At 39.6% G+C, this 16,865-nt stretch carries 20 protein-coding genes and 1 other annotated feature; of the genes, 11 read left to right on the forward strand and 9 right to left on the reverse strand.

Features of this window, described 5'->3' with window-relative positions:
• Nucleotides 1-7: 7 nt before the first annotated feature.
• A complete protein-coding gene (locus NSQ54_01820) occupies nucleotides 8-175 on the reverse strand; it encodes a hypothetical protein (protein WYP26874.1) in 168 nt (55 codons plus the stop codon).
• Between the two features lie 191 nt (nucleotides 176-366).
• Between NSQ54_01820 and NSQ54_01825 the strand changes: the two genes are divergently transcribed.
• Entirely contained in the window at nucleotides 367-1,353 is a 987-nt protein-coding gene (locus tag NSQ54_01825) for an ROK family protein (GenBank protein WYP26875.1), read from the forward strand.
• A gap of 25 nt (nucleotides 1,354-1,378) precedes the next feature.
• Here the strand turns inward: NSQ54_01825 and NSQ54_01830 are convergent, their stop codons facing one another.
• Both NSQ54_01830 and NSQ54_01835 read right to left on the reverse strand, forming a co-directional pair.
• The gene (locus NSQ54_01830; GenBank protein WYP26876.1) at nucleotides 1,379-2,605 is read right to left on the reverse strand and encodes an MFS transporter; all 1,227 of its coding nucleotides are present in this window, start codon (nucleotides 2,603-2,605) and stop codon (nucleotides 1,379-1,381) included.
• Nucleotides 2,606-2,778: 173 nt separating this feature from the next.
• Nucleotides 2,779-3,588 carry an HAD-IIB family hydrolase gene (locus NSQ54_01835; protein WYP26877.1) on the reverse strand — a complete coding sequence of 270 codons (810 nt, stop codon included), beginning with the start codon at nucleotides 3,586-3,588 and terminating at the stop codon, nucleotides 2,779-2,781.
• A 179-nt stretch (nucleotides 3,589-3,767) separates the two neighbouring features.
• Between NSQ54_01835 and NSQ54_01840 the strand changes: the two genes are divergently transcribed.
• Both NSQ54_01840 and NSQ54_01845 read left to right on the forward strand, forming a co-directional pair.
• Nucleotides 3,768-4,472, forward strand: coding sequence for an ABC transporter ATP-binding protein (locus NSQ54_01840; protein ID WYP26878.1), 705 nt, complete (start codon nucleotides 3,768-3,770; stop codon nucleotides 4,470-4,472).
• Nucleotides 4,469-5,545, forward strand: a complete 1,077-nt coding sequence (locus NSQ54_01845; GenBank protein WYP26879.1) for an ABC transporter permease — start codon at nucleotides 4,469-4,471, stop codon at nucleotides 5,543-5,545. Before NSQ54_01840 ends, NSQ54_01845 begins: the two co-directional genes overlap by 4 nt.
• A 183-nt stretch (nucleotides 5,546-5,728) precedes the next feature.
• Here the strand turns inward: NSQ54_01845 and NSQ54_01850 are convergent, their stop codons facing one another.
• Complete coding sequence (locus NSQ54_01850) at nucleotides 5,729-6,553, reverse strand: TIM barrel protein (GenBank protein WYP26880.1); 825 nt, start codon at nucleotides 6,551-6,553, stop codon at nucleotides 5,729-5,731.
• Between the two features lie 185 nt (nucleotides 6,554-6,738).
• On the opposite strand from NSQ54_01850, the gene NSQ54_01855 reads away from it, so the two are divergent.
• From NSQ54_01855 to NSQ54_01870, 4 genes are all read left to right on the forward strand, one after another.
• Complete coding sequence (locus tag NSQ54_01855) at nucleotides 6,739-7,053, forward strand: metalloregulator ArsR/SmtB family transcription factor (protein ID WYP26881.1); 315 nt, start codon at nucleotides 6,739-6,741, stop codon at nucleotides 7,051-7,053.
• An 80-nt stretch (nucleotides 7,054-7,133) separates the two neighbouring features.
• The gene (locus tag NSQ54_01860) at nucleotides 7,134-7,562 is read left to right on the forward strand and encodes a DMT family transporter (GenBank protein WYP26882.1); all 429 of its coding nucleotides are present in this window, start codon (nucleotides 7,134-7,136) and stop codon (nucleotides 7,560-7,562) included.
• 12 nt (nucleotides 7,563-7,574) lie between these two features.
• Entirely contained in the window at nucleotides 7,575-8,063 is a 489-nt protein-coding gene (locus NSQ54_01865; GenBank protein WYP26883.1) for a DMT family transporter, read from the forward strand.
• Nucleotides 8,064-8,414: 351 nt separating this feature from the next.
• On the forward strand, nucleotides 8,415-8,942 hold the full coding sequence (locus NSQ54_01870; protein WYP26884.1) for a GNAT family N-acetyltransferase: 528 nt from the start codon (nucleotides 8,415-8,417) through the stop codon (nucleotides 8,940-8,942).
• Nucleotides 8,943-8,970: 28 nt separating this feature from the next.
• Here NSQ54_01870 and NSQ54_01875 read toward each other — a convergent pair whose 3' ends face one another.
• The 3 genes from NSQ54_01875 to NSQ54_01885 all read right to left on the reverse strand — a co-directional run bounded on the left by NSQ54_01875 (nucleotide 8,971) and on the right by NSQ54_01885 (nucleotide 11,132).
• Nucleotides 8,971-10,092: an MFS transporter gene (locus NSQ54_01875; GenBank protein ID WYP26885.1), complete on the reverse strand. Its 1,122-nt coding sequence runs from the start codon at nucleotides 10,090-10,092 to the stop codon at nucleotides 8,971-8,973.
• A gap of 84 nt (nucleotides 10,093-10,176) precedes the next feature.
• Nucleotides 10,177-10,677: a TetR/AcrR family transcriptional regulator gene (locus tag NSQ54_01880; protein ID WYP26886.1), complete on the reverse strand. Its 501-nt coding sequence runs from the start codon at nucleotides 10,675-10,677 to the stop codon at nucleotides 10,177-10,179.
• A 104-nt stretch (nucleotides 10,678-10,781) separates the two neighbouring features.
• A complete protein-coding gene (locus NSQ54_01885; GenBank protein ID WYP26887.1) occupies nucleotides 10,782-11,132 on the reverse strand; it encodes a DUF2200 domain-containing protein in 351 nt (116 codons plus the stop codon).
• A gap of 104 nt (nucleotides 11,133-11,236) precedes the next feature.
• Nucleotides 11,237-11,497, forward strand: a binding site (T-box leader).
• Nucleotides 11,498-11,560: 63 nt separating this feature from the next.
• Here NSQ54_01885 and NSQ54_01890 point away from each other — a divergent pair.
• Entirely contained in the window at nucleotides 11,561-12,760 is a 1,200-nt protein-coding gene (locus tag NSQ54_01890) for an MFS transporter (GenBank protein WYP26888.1), read from the forward strand.
• Nucleotides 12,753-12,884: a hypothetical protein gene (locus NSQ54_01895; GenBank protein WYP26889.1), complete on the forward strand. Its 132-nt coding sequence runs from the start codon at nucleotides 12,753-12,755 to the stop codon at nucleotides 12,882-12,884. The genes NSQ54_01890 and NSQ54_01895 overlap by 8 nt, the downstream gene beginning before the upstream one ends.
• A gap of 107 nt (nucleotides 12,885-12,991) precedes the next feature.
• Here NSQ54_01895 and NSQ54_01900 read toward each other — a convergent pair whose 3' ends face one another.
• Entirely contained in the window at nucleotides 12,992-13,237 is a 246-nt protein-coding gene (locus NSQ54_01900; protein ID WYP26890.1) for a CPCC family cysteine-rich protein, read from the reverse strand.
• On the reverse strand, nucleotides 13,234-13,557 hold the full coding sequence (locus NSQ54_01905; protein WYP26891.1) for a hypothetical protein: 324 nt from the start codon (nucleotides 13,555-13,557) through the stop codon (nucleotides 13,234-13,236). The genes NSQ54_01900 and NSQ54_01905 overlap by 4 nt, the downstream gene beginning before the upstream one ends.
• A 146-nt stretch (nucleotides 13,558-13,703) precedes the next feature.
• Between NSQ54_01905 and NSQ54_01910 the strand changes: the two genes are divergently transcribed.
• On the forward strand, nucleotides 13,704-15,341 hold the full coding sequence (locus NSQ54_01910) for a glycoside hydrolase family 43 protein (GenBank protein ID WYP26892.1): 1,638 nt from the start codon (nucleotides 13,704-13,706) through the stop codon (nucleotides 15,339-15,341).
• A 248-nt stretch (nucleotides 15,342-15,589) separates the two neighbouring features.
• Nucleotides 15,590-16,849: an extracellular solute-binding protein gene (locus NSQ54_01915; protein WYP26893.1), complete on the forward strand. Its 1,260-nt coding sequence runs from the start codon at nucleotides 15,590-15,592 to the stop codon at nucleotides 16,847-16,849.
• Nucleotides 16,850-16,865: the final 16 nt, after the last annotated feature.

Raw genomic sequence — 16,865 nt, forward strand, 5'->3', positions numbered from 1 at the left:
GGATGAACTACTTATTTTCCTTTACGTTTATCTCCTCAAGAGCTTTTTCAAGTTGATGAATATCTTCATCAAGGGTCACGGCGAATAGGGGACAATCTTCACGCGCTTTAACCCTTAATCTTTTAAGAAAGGTAAGCTCACGACGAAACAGATCTTTTTCGAAAAGTAGGATCATAGATATTCTCCTCACCGTTGTTAGGTTGATACCTACATAGCATGTTTTCCCAAATCTACTCGGATGAACCTCTTATTCCAAAACTATTTGCGTTTATTTGTAAGGTAGATGGGTATATGGCGAAAACTCATGTATGATATAAGGAAGAGCGAAGAGAAGGTAAGATATAAAAACAGTGGAGGCATTAATCATTGGGTACAAATATGATTCGCAAGCAGAACCTAGACCTTGTCAAACGCATTATGTTCTCTAACCGAAAGATGGTTGCTTCCGAAATAGGGAAAGAAACCGGTCTAAGTGTTGTGACAACGAACTCGTTAATCAAGGAGCTTTTAAAAGATCAAGTCATAATGGAAGGAGAAGTCATTCAACCGCCAATGGGCAGACCTGCAATTGAGTACGTATTTAATGCAGATCAAACCCATTCGCTGTTACTTTCAATTCAAAACAATCGATCGAATCTTTGTATTGTAGCCAAGGTTGTTAATCTATACGGAGAAGAGAAACAAGAATGGCAGATGGATTATACGGAGGTATCATTAGACAAATTAATAGCCGCCATTTTACATTGTTTACATACTAGCGATACAAACATAGATAACATCGCATTATCCATCCCTGGAAAGGTATTTCATGATGAGGTTACATCCAGCTGGGGTCAACAATTTACTGGATGGCGCATTAAAGAGGTATTAGCAAGCCATACGGATGTCCCTATCTCTATTCAAAATGATGCGCATCTTACAACTATCGGTTATTTTATAAGATGTAACGAGCAGTTGGCTGGGACGATTGTCGGGATCTATTTCCCAAAAGAGAGTTCGCCAGGTATTACGATCTTTAGTAATCATACGTTGATTGAAGGGAATTTAGGTTTAGCTGGAGAGGGGAAATATCTGCCGTTTCTAATGGATAAGAACCCGCCGCAAACGGATCAAGAATTAGTTGATGCCATTTCTGAAGTGATTTCTTTCTATAATGCAGCGCTTGCTCCAAATTATATTGTCATTTCGTCCATCCATTTATCAGAGGAGCTGGTTGTTGATGCATTAGAAAGAAATGGCCAATTACGGCAACATCCCAACAAACCTACGATCTTGATTGATACCAAATTCCAAGAGAGTATGACCTCTGGCTTACGCTGGTTAGCAAATGAGAATACACCTTATCGGTTATAAATGAACGTCAAAAAACCTTCAAACGTTAGATTTGAAGGTTTTTTGAATGGGTCTCCTCAGTCAATACAGGTGAATCGTCTACATGTAGTTTTTTGTATGCAAGGTGTATGAAGAAGAGAAGGAGACTCATTACGACAGAAAAAGCAAACATAACCCATAAAGTCACATGGACTGGATATTCATCTAACAGGTTCCCTGCAAATTTAGGGAGTAGTGCGCCACCCAAGCCACCCATGGCGATTAAAATACTGGTCGTACGGTCCTCTAAACCAGGGATACCCCCATTAATAACTAGAAGCCCTAATGAGAAGATTCCACCCATAAGAATACCAGCAATAAAGATTACGATGAAACTGAATGTAGCGTTTGGAGAAAGAGCAAACAACCCAATGCTCACCATCTGACCGACAACCATCCCCATAAATAAGTTCCATATCCTAAAGCGATTCACGATAAAGATCATCAGTAACCGCCCAACAGTCATAGCTCCCCAAAAAACCGTGATACTCAGAGCGACAGTAGCATTTGATAAATCTGATGTCATTGCCATAATTGTCGGTAAGTAATTAGGGAACGTCATTTCAAGTCCAACATATAAAAAGAAAAAGACTGATCCCAAGATTAATAGGGGGCGTGTTGGTTTTGTATATGTTTTTTTAATCATTTGACTACCTGAAGGCATCTTAGGTTTTTTCCGAAGAATGTATTCATACTGGCCAACTCTAACTAACAACCATAGGAAAAAGCTTATGCTGACTAAGATTGAGACAAATAAGAAGATCGAATTCCATTCACCTGTAGCGATTAAGAAAGCAGCAATTAACGGGATTGTTAAAGCCCCAATCCCAAAACATAATTCTGTCAGGACCATGATAGAAGCCTTTTTCTCTTTAAGCTCTGCAACGATCATCCCAGCGAGTAATGTTTCAATGATCCCGAACCCGGCTCCACTAAATGGGATAATCATAAGAAGTGAGTTCCACGGAATTAAGGAATAAAGTGAAAGCTGAACCGTTGCAAAGAGGGTCATGGCGAGCAATAGAGTTGTTCTTCTTCCCCACTTTTTAATAAGGAACGGGGTAAAAAGAACACCAACCAGAAAACCAAAGAATTGATTCATGATAAGTTGACCACCGTCGCTATAGGTCACATCATAATGATCAATTAATGGTTCTAACACACTTCCTAGGATGATGTGACCAATGCCTGTTAGTAAATAGGCAAAACAGGCTAACCAAACTAAACGTTTCATAGGTGTACCGCCTAACGATAAGTTTTAAAAAACTAAATGAATACTGATTAGTCATTAGAATGACGTTTTTCATAACGTAAGGACACGAAGCCCATCAATAGGACCGTCGCACATATGAAGAATAGGGAGGATAGCCCTTGAAGGATCATTAAAAGTGCATGCATGTTATCCTCCTACTTTTCATTAAGATTTAATAATGCTTCAATCGTGTGTAAGACCCCATCTTGATCATTTGTGAGCTTCATAACGTACTGAGCAGCTCGCTTTGTATTCTCACAAGCATTATTAACGGCAAAGCTGTATGACGCAATATCCATTAGCTCTACATCATTCTCTCCGTCACCAAAGGAAACGGTTTCTTCTTTTGAGACGTTTAGCATAGATTGAATAACTTTCACTGTTTCTCCCTTATGAACCCCTAATGCAGTAATATCTAACCAATTTGCTTCTGAATCTACAATATAGATTTGGTTGAGTAGGGAAGATTCAACGTGCTTTCGTAGATGAGAGCTTCTGCCCTTATCATCATACACCGTAATTTTTAATACTTCGCCTTCGATTTCAGTAAAATGATCTACTTTTATGACCTTTTCATATGAGCCTCTTACCATTTTGTATGCGCCCTCATTAATGGAAGAATGAACATAGGCAGCGTTTCTCGTACAAGCAATAATGGATACATCAGATGCGAATGCATCAATTTCATTAATCGCTTGCATTGCAATTCCATGCTCAATTGTAAAATCTTTTATAACCTGACCTGCTTTCTTAATCCTTGTTGCACTATCCCCTAAAATCCAGATGTCCTCACCAATCCCATCAAACAGGGCCTCTACACGTTCGCATTGCTTTCCTGTGCATGCTACAAATGTCATTCCTTTTTCTTTTAGTTGGTCATGAACCCTTACGAAATACTCTTTGTTGAACGTGTGATGATTGTTAAGGAATGTTCCATCTAAATCAGTGACTATTAATTTTATCATTAGAAATCTCCTCTCGTGTAAACTTAATAAATTAACTTAATTAAGTATGTTTATTATATCATCTTATGAGTAAGTTTCAACGATTACTTCTGGAAATGGAGATTAAAGAAGGAGCTTACATAACATGTCTAGAAGGTTTTAGATGGATAAATATTGAATTCGAAGGAGTCGGTACAATCATGTTGAGTGTAAACCAAGTGAGTGGGGGTTATCTAAATCGTAAAATCATTAAAGACATCACTTTCGATATTCAGCCTGGTGAAATTGTTGGATTAATTGGTTTAAATGGTGCTGGGAAAAGCACAACCATTCGTCACATGACAGGCGTACTGAAACCTCACAGTGGAGAGATAACCATTGATAAGCAAGATTGGATGAGTCAAAGAGAGAAACTCGCGCATATTCCGGATAAGCCAGAGTTGTATCCGAATCTAACCATTACTGAACACTTTCAATTCATTAAAAGGATCTACCACTTAAAAGAGGATGACTATCTTAACCACTTAATTGATCGATACTCACTGAGTTCTCATATGAACAAATATCCTCATGCATTATCAAAGGGTACACAGCAAAAAGTTTCCATTATCAGCGCATTGATTGCAAATCCAACCTATCTTGTAGTCGATGAGCCATTTATGGGGCTTGATCCTCAAGGATTAAAATTCTTCAAAGAAGATCTAATTAGACTTAAAGACGAAGGATGTGGTCTGATCATTTCCACACATATGTTAACGATTGCAGAGCGTTTATGTAATAGAATCATTGTTTTACATAGAGGAAGGCAGCTGCGTTATAGTGATCGATCATATCTTCGTCCGGAGGATCTTAGTGAGACTGATTTAGAAGAACTATTTTTCTCGCTCACAGAGGCGGCAGAATGAAGGAGTTATTTATTGAACGATATCAGCAGTCTATGCGACAAAGCATGAAGCTACTGACAAAAGCATTCAGTCATAGTGGGGTATTTGGTGTGGTTCCTTTTGCAATGCTTCTAATGTATGTTGTGGTGATGTTTTTACGAGACGAGAGCTATGAATCATATTATCATTCCATCGTCCTTACAGGAATCTTTTTTCTTTTTGTACTCAACAAAGGAATTATAAGCTTTATTAATCGATATGATGAGATTTATCTGGCTCCTAAAATCATGCATATGCGCGGATACTTTCGCTGCATAATTGCTTTTAATATCGGTATACAAAGCGTAAAAGTTACTGTATTCACCGTGTTTCTGTATTATGTCTACTCTTTAGGGCTAGGAGAATTCATGGCTTTATTTGTCCTTATGCAATTAGTAGGGATGCTGCATATCCTTTCGCTTATCCTCATGATAAGCATCAGTTCAAAAAGACCAACTCTTCTATCTTTTGTATATCACCTTAGTCTGATCGTTAGCTTTGTGTTTTTACTCGAAGCTCCCTCACTATTCATCATGATAGCAGTTGCGGGCATTCTACTTATAGGCATTCTTTTTCATAAACATCTGATCTTTCCAATTCATTCCTGGCAGAGACTGATTGTTTCTCAGGAGAGAAGCGTAAGGCTTGCTTTATTGCTTTTAAGTAGTGTGATAGATGTAAAGACGACCACGCGTTCTTGGAATCTCGTACCATTATGGTTTTTTGAGAAAAAAGAAGATCCAATGGTTTATTTTTTACTACGATCTGCGGTCAGAGGGACGGAAGTGGGACGGCACTTTGTTCGTGTCATCTTAGTCATGAGTCTACTCACCTTTTTTGTGAATAACATGATCGTTCTCATTCCTTTGTTGGCGCTAGCTCTTTATTTTAATTCGGTTCAATTTAACCAGGGGTTGAATCAAGCTGGATACATTCCAGTGCATTATCCTATTCAAGAAAGACAAGTAGAATCAGCAAAAGATCATCTGAAGATGAGAGCCATCTTAGTACAATCAGTCATTGTTGTAGTAGTTTTTGGATTAAAATATATATGAAATAATTGAACGAGGCCGGGACATAACATTGATGAAGCGAGTAAAACACGAACATAGCAATAAATCTGCTACAGGATAAGCCCTCGCTTGTTCAGATAAAACCACGAGTGGTGAATGATTCTGCGATTGAATCATTCGCCATTTTTATTGATTTTAGTTTTATCCCGGCCTCGTTCGATTGGATTATAAGTACGATGAAACCACTTTTCTAACTTCGGCAATTCCTTCCCACATGTCTCCAGGTCCATCGTAAACAAGTGTTAACGGCCCTGAATAATTTAACTCTGAAACGATATCAAGACAATTAATTAACTCTGTCTTATTCATTGTTCCATCTTCGTTTGTCTGAGCCTTCACATGAATGGATTTACTATGTGGTAGCGTTTTTCGTAGAGAGGATAACTTGGATTCAGCAGAGAAGTTACCAAAATCTGAAATGAGACCATTAATCGAAGAGTGCTCATTTAGATACAAACAATTTTCAGCGGTTGAAGTTAAGGAATGAAAATTTTCGGTAATCACATGAAGGCCTTTTTTCTTTCCGAACATGGCTAATTGCGTTAACTGCTCGGCAGCAAAGGCAAGTCGCTCTTCGTTATTGGGATGAGCATCCCCGCCCACTACTCGAATGTTTGCGGCACCAACTTTAGAAGCAATGGTAATCCACTTCTTTATAAAAGTGATATCTGCTTCAAGTCTTGTTGGATTCTCACTGGTAATGTCTCCATAGTCTAATAGAAGAGTATCAAATTGAATCCCTGCATGCTCCACTGCGGAACGTAATGCTTGAAGGTATTCTTCATCTACTGAGGGGAAGTGAGGATGGATAATCTCCATTGCTTCAAACCCTTTTTCAGCTAAAAGACCAGGAAGCTCTAATAAAGTGTGAACTTCTAGCTGGGGAGATACTTGAGTAACAATTGTTTGGTTCACATCATCCCACTTGGTCCAATGTAAAGGCCCTAGAAGTCTATTTAAGCTCCAGGATGTTAATGACAGATAGCTCATTTTAACGAACCCTCCATATAAATGAATTTTGGTCATCCACTTAGTTAAGTAGATTAATTAAGTATAATCTACCATCATAATGAGTATTTGCAACCGTTTTCAAAAATATCTACGGACTAGCGTTTATTCCTTAAGACAGACAATTATTAATTGACATATCGAGAAATCACGATATAATAAGCGCTATGGAACCTATTGATGTTTTTAAAGCATTGTCGAATGAAACACGGCTTAATATCCTGAAATGGTTAAAACACCCGGAGGATAACTTTCCAAAACAGGGAGCTCATATCCCAAAGGATGTAGAGTTTGTTGGAGGAGTATGCGTTGGTGACATCAAAGAGAAAGCCAATGTCTCTCAGTCCACTGTTTCTAGTTACTTAAACATGATGCAGAAGGCTGGATTGTTAGAGTCATACCGGTATGGACAATGGACATACTATAGAAGAAATGAAAAGACGATAGACGATATTAGAAATTACTTTAAACTAGAATTCTAATATCCAGTCTTTTATTTCTTTTTTTTAGTTCTACATATCGGTTTTTCTAGATATTTAAATATATAAAAATGGGAGGATTTATGCGTTATATTGCTTACATTTTTGCTTTAATTGCTGGTGCTGCTCTTAGTTTAGAAGGAGCCATCTATGCTGAATTAGGAAATACAATTGGAAAATTGGAAACGAGTTTCTATAACTTTCTTTTTGGGTCCATCATTGTTGGTCTATTATGGTTGTTTTTCGGAAAAGGTAAAATTTCGTATGTGACTGAGGCTCCGAAGTGGTCGTTATTAGGAGGTTTATTAGGAGTTGTTTATTTAACAGTGATTGTTATTAGCGTTCCATTAGTAGGAGTAGGTATAACAATGGTCTCCGTCATTTTAGGTCAATTAATAACAAGTATGGTTATTGAGCATTTTGGATGGTTTGGTATCAGCAGAATGAGAATTAACAAAGAGAAGATTCTTTCTGTTGTTTGTATGATCATAGCTCTTATTCTAGTTTTTTAAGGGGAGTTTTTTATGGGTATTTTAATTGTATTCTTTACAATCATTGGCGGCATCACACTTAGTGCTCAATCAGCAATAAATGGGACCTTTAGTCGAGTAGCGGGGACGATTGAAACAACACTTTTGACGTTTGTTTCAGGCTCTATGTTTCTTGCTTTAATCATTCTATTTTTTGGAGAAGGTGATCTTTCTTTACTCTTTAGTGTTCCCACATGGCAATTAAGTGCCGTTTTTCTAGGCTCGATTTTTCTACTGTTTAATGTATTCGCTGTTCCAAAGATAGGTGTGATTGCTACAAGTATTACAGTCATTATTGGGCAGCTTGTTGTAAGTGTAGTGATTGATCATTTTGGGTGGTTTAACAGTTTACTTATACCGCTTGATCTTAAAAGAATGGTCGCCCTAGTCTTTATGATGCTTGCCCTTTATTTTATATTCAAAGGCAATGTAAAAAGCTCGAATAACAAGATAAAAGAGGAAGAGGGTGGGACATTACAGTAAATCAGCCTATAAAACACGAATATAAGCAATCCATCTGTTCCGGGAGAAATGCTTGCTTTCCGTGGGAACCCTTCACTACAGTGTCTTCACCACGTGTTGTATCCATAGGAGTCTCCCATTTCCCCTCCACTTGTTCTGAAAAAAATGAAAGGCAGACGATCATCTCATCAAATCGTCTGCACGAAAAAGAAATGACAGCCTTAGCAATCGATTATTTCTTTGACTCATCCTTTACATATGGATGGATTAGAAAATACGATCATTGATGAAATTAGAGAGGTATTATTAAGTAAGGCTTAGTTTCTCAGTATCATTTTTGTTCTGAAAATAATAGATTGAGTAGGTGAAAAGGTGGAATTTACAACGGAAAGGCTACACATACGACCGTTTAAAGGAGAAGATCTTGAAGATGTGTTTCAGATCTATTCGAACGAGGACTCATGCCGATATCTTTTGTATTCAGCGTGGACGGTAGAGGACAAACAAGTTCATTTCAAGAAAAAGCTAAACAATCATCTGTTGACTAACGAAAAGCCGCTAAGCTTAGCGGTAGTGATAGGGTCAGAAGTGATTGGTGACCTATCTGTTTGGTATACCGGAATGAAAGATACGGTCGAGATTGGATATAGTTTTGCAAGATCAGCTAGTGGAAAGGGATACGCGAGTGAAGCGGTTAAAGAACTCATACAAAAACTTTTTGCAGAAAAAGATATTCACCGAATTCAAGCTAACTTGGACGCACGAAACGAAGCTTCTTTAAGGCTGTGTGATCGAGTAGGGATGAGAAAGGAAGCTCATTTTATTCAAGATTTCTGGAACAAAGGTGAGTGGACCGATAGTATCGTGTTTGGGATGCTACAGTCTGATCTTAAGAAATAAGGAGAGCTCAAACGAAGCTCTCCTTTTTTTATGTTTCATAGGTAGTTATTTTCACGGGAACAAGTAAGCTAAGTAAACAAATGAAGGAAAAGCTGATGAAACTAAAAGGAAAGGAAGTCACTTGAATGAGTTCTCCAGCAGCTGCGGATCCGACAGTCTGTCCAACTCCTAGTAATAAAAAGGAAAGACTGACTCCCAATGCAGGCATACTTGAAAACTCCCTTGTTCCCCACACAATAAACAAACCTGTCATAAAGATATACGAGGTGCCAAATAGAACAGCAGAAAGGTAAATAAAAGGTGCAGAGGAAATTGTAATAAGGTACATAGAAGCTGCTATAACCACAACCGCAAAAAGATAGGATACTCTAAGACCGAGTTTGGCAATCACCACGCCTGCAATTCCTCCGATCACACCAGATATCCCCATGATTACCCAGAAGAATGAACTCTCATGACTCCCCATACTGTATTGAGCAGTTAGATATGTTCTAGAAAAGGTCCAAAAGATAGATGAACCAATTCCTATAATGAGTGATGCAATCATTAAGTATTTAGCCTTAGCAAAAATGGAACGCTCAAAGAGGTTCACTTTAGAAATCTCGGACTTTTTAATTGGAATGATAAATGAATTCCAAATGAGCACGACGAGTGCAACGACACCAAAGAAAGCAAATGCAAGTCGCCATTGATCTGTTAATAGTAATGCGATTGGACCCGAAAGGATTAAACCAAAGCTTGTACCACTGTTAATCCACGTATTCCCCTTGTCGCGTTCCTTTTCCTCTAAAGAGGTTACGACTACCTGACTAAATGCAGGAGAGGCCCAGCCACTCCCGAGTCCTGCAATAAATGTTCCAATTGTAAGCATTAAAAAATGATAGGAGCTAGAAATCATGAACAACCCGATTACCGCAGTAAGTCCAGCAAATTGGATGACTCGTTTTTGCCCGAATGTACGAATAAAGGATGAAGAAGTTAACAAGGCAACGGTATAAGCTAGATAAGCAGAGGAGCTTGAAATACCAGCCTGTCTTTCTGTTAAAGTAAGACTATCCGTAATAGAAGGGAGAAATAATCCAAAACTAAATCGAGCAAATGCATACGTAATGGCTATCATAGCAATACTGGGAAACAAGAGCTTCCACATTTTTATCATCTCCTTTTATATAGAACGATCACTATAATATATAGTGAAAGAAAAAGTAAACAACGAGTTAAGGGTTGTTTACTTTTAGAAAAGCGTTCTAATAATACTTAACGTTTCTTCACGGACTTCATTTGTGTCATGAATTTCTGACATAGCTGTAGCCCCTTCTAGCAATAAGGCTAAACGAAACGATTCTTTAGCAGAGTGTCCACAACGCTCGATAAATGAAATCAAAGAATTTTTATGGTTGATCACATATTGATAAATCAAATGATTCTTTTCTGGAAATTCTTCTTTTGCGCGTAAGAATAAACAGCCATTCTGGTGAGACTGAAGCCAGTCCAGATGTGCAGTGGCAATTGATAAAACCGTAGGAGAGTTAGTTTCAAGAAACTCAAAGTATCTTTCTTCTCGCTTTTTTAGTACTTCTAAAATAAGCTCTTCCTTTGATTGAAAATGGTTGTAGAGCGTCATCAATGATACGTCAGCTTCTTCATGAACTCGCTTAATACCAATAGAATGAAAGCCATTTTCATAAAATAAGCGCTCAGCACTTGTAAGTAAAGCTTCTCTTTTTTTACTCATTATTATATTCACCTCTATATTGAGTGATCACTCTATTTTTATCACAAGTAATGAACAACTACAAATAAAAACCTCTTGAACAGGCAAGAGGCTTATCTAAGTATTTATGTTCGTAAAATCTTTTCCATCTTCTTACCTCTTGCCAGTTCATCAATTAGTTTATCTAAATAACGAATCTCACGCATGGTGGTTTCTTCAATCTCTTCCACACGTACGCCACAGACAACCCCTTTAATTAATTCCCTAGATGCGTTCATGTTCTGTGCCTCTGAAAAGAATGTTTCAAAATCTGTTTTATTTTCAATGATTTCTTCAAGTTCGTCTTGTGTATATCCAGTTAACCAACGAATGATCTCATCGACCTCTTCCTTGGTACGTCCTTTTTTCTCTGCCTTAGTTACATAATGAGGATAGACACTCGCAACGCTTGTTGTGTAGATACGGTGTTTTGACAATGGGATCCCTCGCTTATTTTTTTATTTAGTGTATCACGGAATAAAGATAAAGTTTGCTATTTACAACCAACCAATAAAAGGATAATATTATGAGAAATTCCACATCAAAAGCAATGAAAAGAAGAGTAAGCATGGGAACCACATACAGAGACCTCTGGTAGCTGAGAAGGAGGGGTGAGGAAACATGCTGAACCAAGTCTTGGAGCTGTGTATCGGATGGATTCTACCAATCTTGATGGTGCAACGGGTTCTCCCGTTATAGAGATAAGGTATCGCAGGCTGTTCGTCATGCCGTACCTGATGAGGCTTCTTTAGTAATAAAGAGGTAAAATGGGGTGGCACCGCGACGGATACTCGCCCCCAAAACAATGATGTTTTGGGGGTGAGTTTTTTTATTTGGTTTTTCAAATAAAAAGGAGGCGGTGTCGTTGGGCAAATGGAAAACTCTTTTCTTACTACTAGGAGGCATTGGCATTTCAAATATTGGAGGATGGGTGTACTTAATCGCCCTTAACCTGACTGTATTAAACGAAACGGGTTCGGTTCTAGCTGTAGGCCTCCTTTATATTCTTGGACCGATTGCAACAATCTTTTCGAGTGTATGGGCAGGAAGTGTGATAGACCGGGTCAATACACGTCACCTGATGATCTGGCTAGATGTAGGGAGAGCCTTATGTATCTTCTGTATTCCCCTAATGCCTTCACTACCCTTTGTCTATCTCATGGCACTGATTGTATGCATGGGAACAGCAATCTTTGAACCGACATCAATGGTCTATATGACAAAGCTGATTCCAGAAGGCGATCGTCAGAGGTTTAACGCACTGCGCGGGTTTATCAACTCATGCGGAACACTTCTCGGACCAATGATCGCAGGCGTACTCTTCTGGATTGGAACCACCGACACAGCTATTATTGTGAATGGGGTGGCATTACTTTTTTCAGCCGGGATTATTTTGCTTTTGCCAAATGTAGAAGCAGCGAATGAGGAGAAAGCGGAGCCGCTCACATGGAGGTTAATTACACATGACTTTCATACCGTTCTATCGTTTAGTAAATTATCGGTATATGTTGTTAAAGTTTATTTACTATTTGCAGGCACGATTGTTGTGATGACAGCCATTGATTCAATAGAAGCAGGATTTGCAAAAGAAGTGATCCACCTATCAGATTCGACTTATGGCTTTTTACTAGGCATATTCGGAACAGGAATTATTGCAGGTACCATTATAAATACTCTTTATGTGGAAAAATTGAAGTTGCATGTTTTGATTGGATTTGGCTCAGTCCTAGCCGCGATAGGATACCTTTTGTATTATAGCTCACAAGGCTTTCTTAGTGCTGCAGTTGCCGTGTGGATTATGGGCTTCGCTTCCATTTTCGCGAGCACTGGATTTTTAACCTTTTACCAAAACCAAATACCTGTAGCCATGATGGGACGCTTCGGCAGTATCTTCGGATTGGCTGGAGCTGTGATGATTATTCTTCTGACAATTATGATCGGAATCTCAGCGGAATGGGTTGGAATTCGGCCAGCCGGATGGGCAGGGGCGCTCGGACTACTGCTGCTTGGGGGCTGGTTGAGTTTGGTTGTGATGAGGAGAGTGGGGAGGAGGTATTTTGTGTAGAGTGCAGTGGGTTGAGAGCGGTGGAATCGACGGAGAGAGAGGTGGAATCGCCGGAGAGAGCGGCGGAATCGCCGGAGAGAGGACGGAATTGACGGAGAGAGGACGGAATCGACGAAGAGAGTAAGGAATCAACAAAGAGAGCAAGGAATCAACAAAGAGAGCAGGAAATCAACAAAGAGACCCATCCACAATGATAAAAATCTACATAACAAGTCTCTCTGAGGAGACTTGTTACATCTCATTTGGTTTTGGCTTACGTGTATGCGGAATACTTTCCTTCTCACATGCGCCGAACTCGAGAAAGTTTCGTTTGGCCTCTCTAATGGATACGCGATTGGCTCCTGTTTCATTTTGATACGTGTATTGGTAGTCGTCATCTTCCCAGAAACATACTCCGCAGATCTCATATGTACCAGGTGGTTCTTCGTCTAGTGTCTTGTAGCCGCAGCAAAGGCAAGCGAATCTTGTGTGCTTCATTTGAAGAATGCATCTCCTACGTCTACGAAGTAATATTCACCTGTTGTCGCATCAATCGCTCGAACGTACCCTACTGTTTCAGTGAAAGATGGGAGGTAGCTGAGTGAGTAGATGGGATTGCCTTCATCGTCTGAATCATTTATCACATAAGCTAGCTCCATTTTGAATTGTTGTTTGAAAATGTCTGTAGCCTCTTCTTTTGAGAGCAGAGCCTTATTGGGAAGCTGATTCAGTTTATCTTCAGGTGGAAGATCCAAGGTAAGCGATACAATGTCTCCACTGCTCCTACTAATGTCAATGTAGGACGTTACGTTCATCATTCAGGTTCTCCCTTTCATCTTTTCATCAAGCATACCATCACCGTAACTTTGAGTTTCTAAATTTTTTATATAGTTGTACGTATAAGATCATCATGGTAGCATAATTATGTAAGCGTTATCAAAAATCATCGAAAGGAGATTAGCTAATGAGAAAAGGTGGATATGTTGCGGGTGCTTTGGCTGTGGGTTTGCTGACGTTTGGATTCTATAGTGAGAGTGGAGGGGCAACAATGAATGAACGCACCAATACGGAGATTGATTTTCAAAACGCAACGGTTCACGACCCGTCTATTGTAAAGGAAGGAGACACGTTTTACGCAATTGGTTCTCATATTGATGGCGCGAAATCAGCTGATTTAATTAACTGGGAGAATTATACGAATGGCTACACTACGCCAGGGAACACCATTTATGGTGATCTATCTGTTAATCTAGCAGAATCTTTTGAATGGGCAGGGGAGAATGACGCAGACAGTCGTGGGGGGTATGCTGTCTGGGCGCCTGAGATCATTTGGAATGAGCATTACGTTCACGAGGATGGATCAAAGGGTGCGTACATGATGTATTATAGTGTGTCCTCCACGTACATTCGGTCTGCCATTGGGTATGCCGTATCAAAGGACATGGATGGCCCTTTTGAGTATGTAGATACAATTATGTATTCTGGATTCCATGAAGGGGATGCGTATGATGCTAATAGCGATGTGAATAAAAACTGGGAGAATACAAATATCCCTGATTTAATTGATGAGGGCGTGTTTGAAGAGCCGAATCCAGAATGGTTCACAGAAAACGGAGGATACAATTATCGCCTGTACACAAATTCAATTGATGCTAATCTTTTTTTCGATGAATCGGGTTCTTTATGGATGACTTATGGTTCTTGGGCAGGAGGGATCTATGTGTTAGAGGTTGATCCTGCAACGGGTCAACCCATTCATCCTGGCGAGGACGGTACCACGGATGATGGTCGAATGATTGATCGATACTTTGGTACAAAAATTGCAGGGGGCTACGGCCACTCAATAGAAGGGCCTTACGTTTACTACGACAAGGAACAGGATTACTATTATCTGTTTACAACGTACGGAGGGTTAAGTTCAACAGGCGGATACCAGATGAGAGTCTTCCGCTCTGAATCTCCAAATGGTCCGTATGTAGATGGTTCCGGTCAAGCAGCTGTTTTTCCAGAGTCTTTAGATGATGGGACAGTGCGTAATAAGGTTGGAAGTCGGGACCATGAAGGCATTGGAAATAAACTGATGGGGAATTTCCAATTTGACGAGGGAGATACAAGCTCAGGCTATCTATCACCTGGGCACAACTCCATTTATGTTGATCCCGAAACGAATGAACGCTTTGTCGTCTTTCACACTAGATTCCCAGATAGTGGCGAGATGCATCAATTACGAGTCCACCAGTTTTTTATGAATAAAGAAGGGTGGCCAGTTGTTTCACCATACAGACATGCAGGAGAGGTTGAAGAGAATGTTGGGCGTCAGGAGCTAATTGGTGAGTACCAGGTGATCGAACATGGAACAGAATTAACGGCAGAGATTAATCGACCGTTACAAGTAACGTTGGAAAAAAATAATAAAGTCTCTGGTGATCGGACAGGAACCTGGAAACGCATGGGGCAAAACCGTGCGGAGATTAAGCTAGATGGCACCACTTATGAAGGCGTCTACTTAACGCAATATAATCCAAATGAGTCCGCGTACGTGCAGACATTTACACTCACATCTAAGGATGGAGAAGCACTATGGGGTACAAAAGTGAATTAAATTCTAAGAAGCAGAGGTCCAAATCCTCTGCTTTTTTGTAGAGTTATGTCGAATACATTTGTATGAAAACTGCCAAATTTATGTTGCTAAGAGAAGGAACAGTCGTTATAATCAGAAATAAGTTATACGTACAAATAAAAATAATTAGTACTAAGATGAATCAAACATGCGTATGAAATTAATGTTGATGTGTTTTTTTAATACTCACTGAAAGCGTTATCATATTTTAATTGGGGGGAGTCACAAATATGAAAAAGGTAACGGGGCTAGTTGCTGTTCTTGGTGCAACCATGCTTTTAGGGGCATGTGGGAATGATGAGTTTACGATTGAATTTTGGACACCATTAACTGGGGATGATGGTGCAAACATGGATGCGCTCGTAAAGGAATACAATGAAACCGATCCTGAGTACAAGGTGAACCACGTGATCACTTCTGACATGTATACGAAAATGTATACAGTATTGAATTCAGGTAATGGAATTCCAGACTTGTCCATCATTCACGCAGATCGTGTTCCAAACTTTGTGGATCAGGATTTACTTGAACCGATGACAACGATTATGGGTCAGCAATCAGAATTAAAAGAAGAAAATTATTTAACGGAAGCTTGGACAGCAGGAGAAGTAGACGGGACGCAATATACGATTCCTCTCGACATTCATGGTAGCGCAATGTATTACAACGAAGATTTGCTTGCTAAATACGGAGTTGAAAGTTTTCTAGATGATAATGTAGTGACGTTTGACGAGATGCTTTCATTACAAGGGGAGTTAGATGAAGGCGATTATGTACTAAATGACTCTCTACTTGGCTGGGTTGTATTAGCTCAAATCCAGAATCTAAACGGAGATATTGAGGATGAGGCAGGGAATCCAACGGTTAATACCCCTGAGATGAAGGAAGCAATTGAAGCGATTAAGGAATTATCAGATGCTGGAATCATGACGCCTTATGGTGAAGATGGATATCTCATGTTCCAGTCAGGGAATGTACTGTTTTCAACGGACGGAACGTGGAGCTCTATTGGCCACTCTCAAGTTGAAAGCTTAAATTACGGAGTCACAAACACCTATGCATTTGATCCTTCGAACTTCCACAACCGGGCATCTTCTCACCTGTTTGCTTTATTGACAAGTGAGGATCGAACGGATGAGAAGGAACAAGGAATTGGAGAATTCCTTGAGTATATGAGAGCTAACTCAATTGAATGGGCAGAAGCCGGACAAATTGTAGCTAGTGTCGATGTGGCTGAAAGTCCTGAATACGAAAATTACTTACAATCCTTCTTCACGTCGACTGAAGAAGAAACAGATTCCCTACACATTTATACGTACCGCCATTATCCGTACGTGGCCGAAGCGGTAGATATGTATGCAGCGGATATGGTCCATGGGGAAATTGATGTTGATGAAGGACTAGCCGAAATGCAACGCTTTGTTGAAGACAAAATTCAAGAAGGTGCATTAGACCTTGAGAATGTAGTCGAAGAAGAGGTTGAAGAATAGAATTCGAAGGCCACTG

It is taken from the genome of Alkalihalobacillus sp. FSL W8-0930, from assembly GCA_037965595.1.
In the GTDB taxonomy this organism is placed as follows: domain Bacteria; phylum Bacillota; class Bacilli; order Bacillales; family Bacillaceae_D; genus Alkalicoccobacillus.

Bases quoted from the DNA above. Each gene is read 5' to 3' on its own strand.
- NSQ54_01845 (WYP26879.1), top strand. From the start codon at position 4,469: ATGAAGGAGTTATTTATTGAACGATATCAGCAGTCTATGCGACAAAGC.
- NSQ54_01910 (WYP26892.1), top strand. From the start codon at position 13,704: ATGAGAAAAGGTGGATATGTTGCGGGTGCTTTGGCTGTGGGTTTGCTG.
- NSQ54_01875 (WYP26885.1), bottom strand. From the start codon at position 10,092: ATGTGGAAGCTCTTGTTTCCCAGTATTGCTATGATAGCCATTACGTAT.
- NSQ54_01830 (WYP26876.1), bottom strand. From the start codon at position 2,605: ATGAAACGTTTAGTTTGGTTAGCCTGTTTTGCCTATTTACTAACAGGC.
- NSQ54_01860 (WYP26882.1), top strand. From the start codon at position 7,134: ATGCGTTATATTGCTTACATTTTTGCTTTAATTGCTGGTGCTGCTCTT.
- NSQ54_01880 (WYP26886.1), bottom strand. From the start codon at position 10,677: ATGAGTAAAAAAAGAGAAGCTTTACTTACAAGTGCTGAGCGCTTATTT.
- NSQ54_01855 (WYP26881.1), top strand. From the start codon at position 6,739: ATGGAACCTATTGATGTTTTTAAAGCATTGTCGAATGAAACACGGCTT.
- NSQ54_01865 (WYP26883.1), top strand. From the start codon at position 7,575: ATGGGTATTTTAATTGTATTCTTTACAATCATTGGCGGCATCACACTT.
- NSQ54_01840 (WYP26878.1), top strand. From the start codon at position 3,768: ATGTTGAGTGTAAACCAAGTGAGTGGGGGTTATCTAAATCGTAAAATC.
- NSQ54_01915 (WYP26893.1), top strand. From the start codon at position 15,590: ATGAAAAAGGTAACGGGGCTAGTTGCTGTTCTTGGTGCAACCATGCTT.
- NSQ54_01905 (WYP26891.1), bottom strand. From the start codon at position 13,557: ATGATGAACGTAACGTCCTACATTGACATTAGTAGGAGCAGTGGAGAC.
- NSQ54_01835 (WYP26877.1), bottom strand. From the start codon at position 3,588: ATGATAAAATTAATAGTCACTGATTTAGATGGAACATTCCTTAACAAT.
- NSQ54_01900 (WYP26890.1), bottom strand. From the start codon at position 13,237: ATGAAGCACACAAGATTCGCTTGCCTTTGCTGCGGCTACAAGACACTA.
- NSQ54_01850 (WYP26880.1), bottom strand. From the start codon at position 6,553: ATGAGCTATCTGTCATTAACATCCTGGAGCTTAAATAGACTTCTAGGG.
- NSQ54_01820 (WYP26874.1), bottom strand. From the start codon at position 175: ATGATCCTACTTTTCGAAAAAGATCTGTTTCGTCGTGAGCTTACCTTT.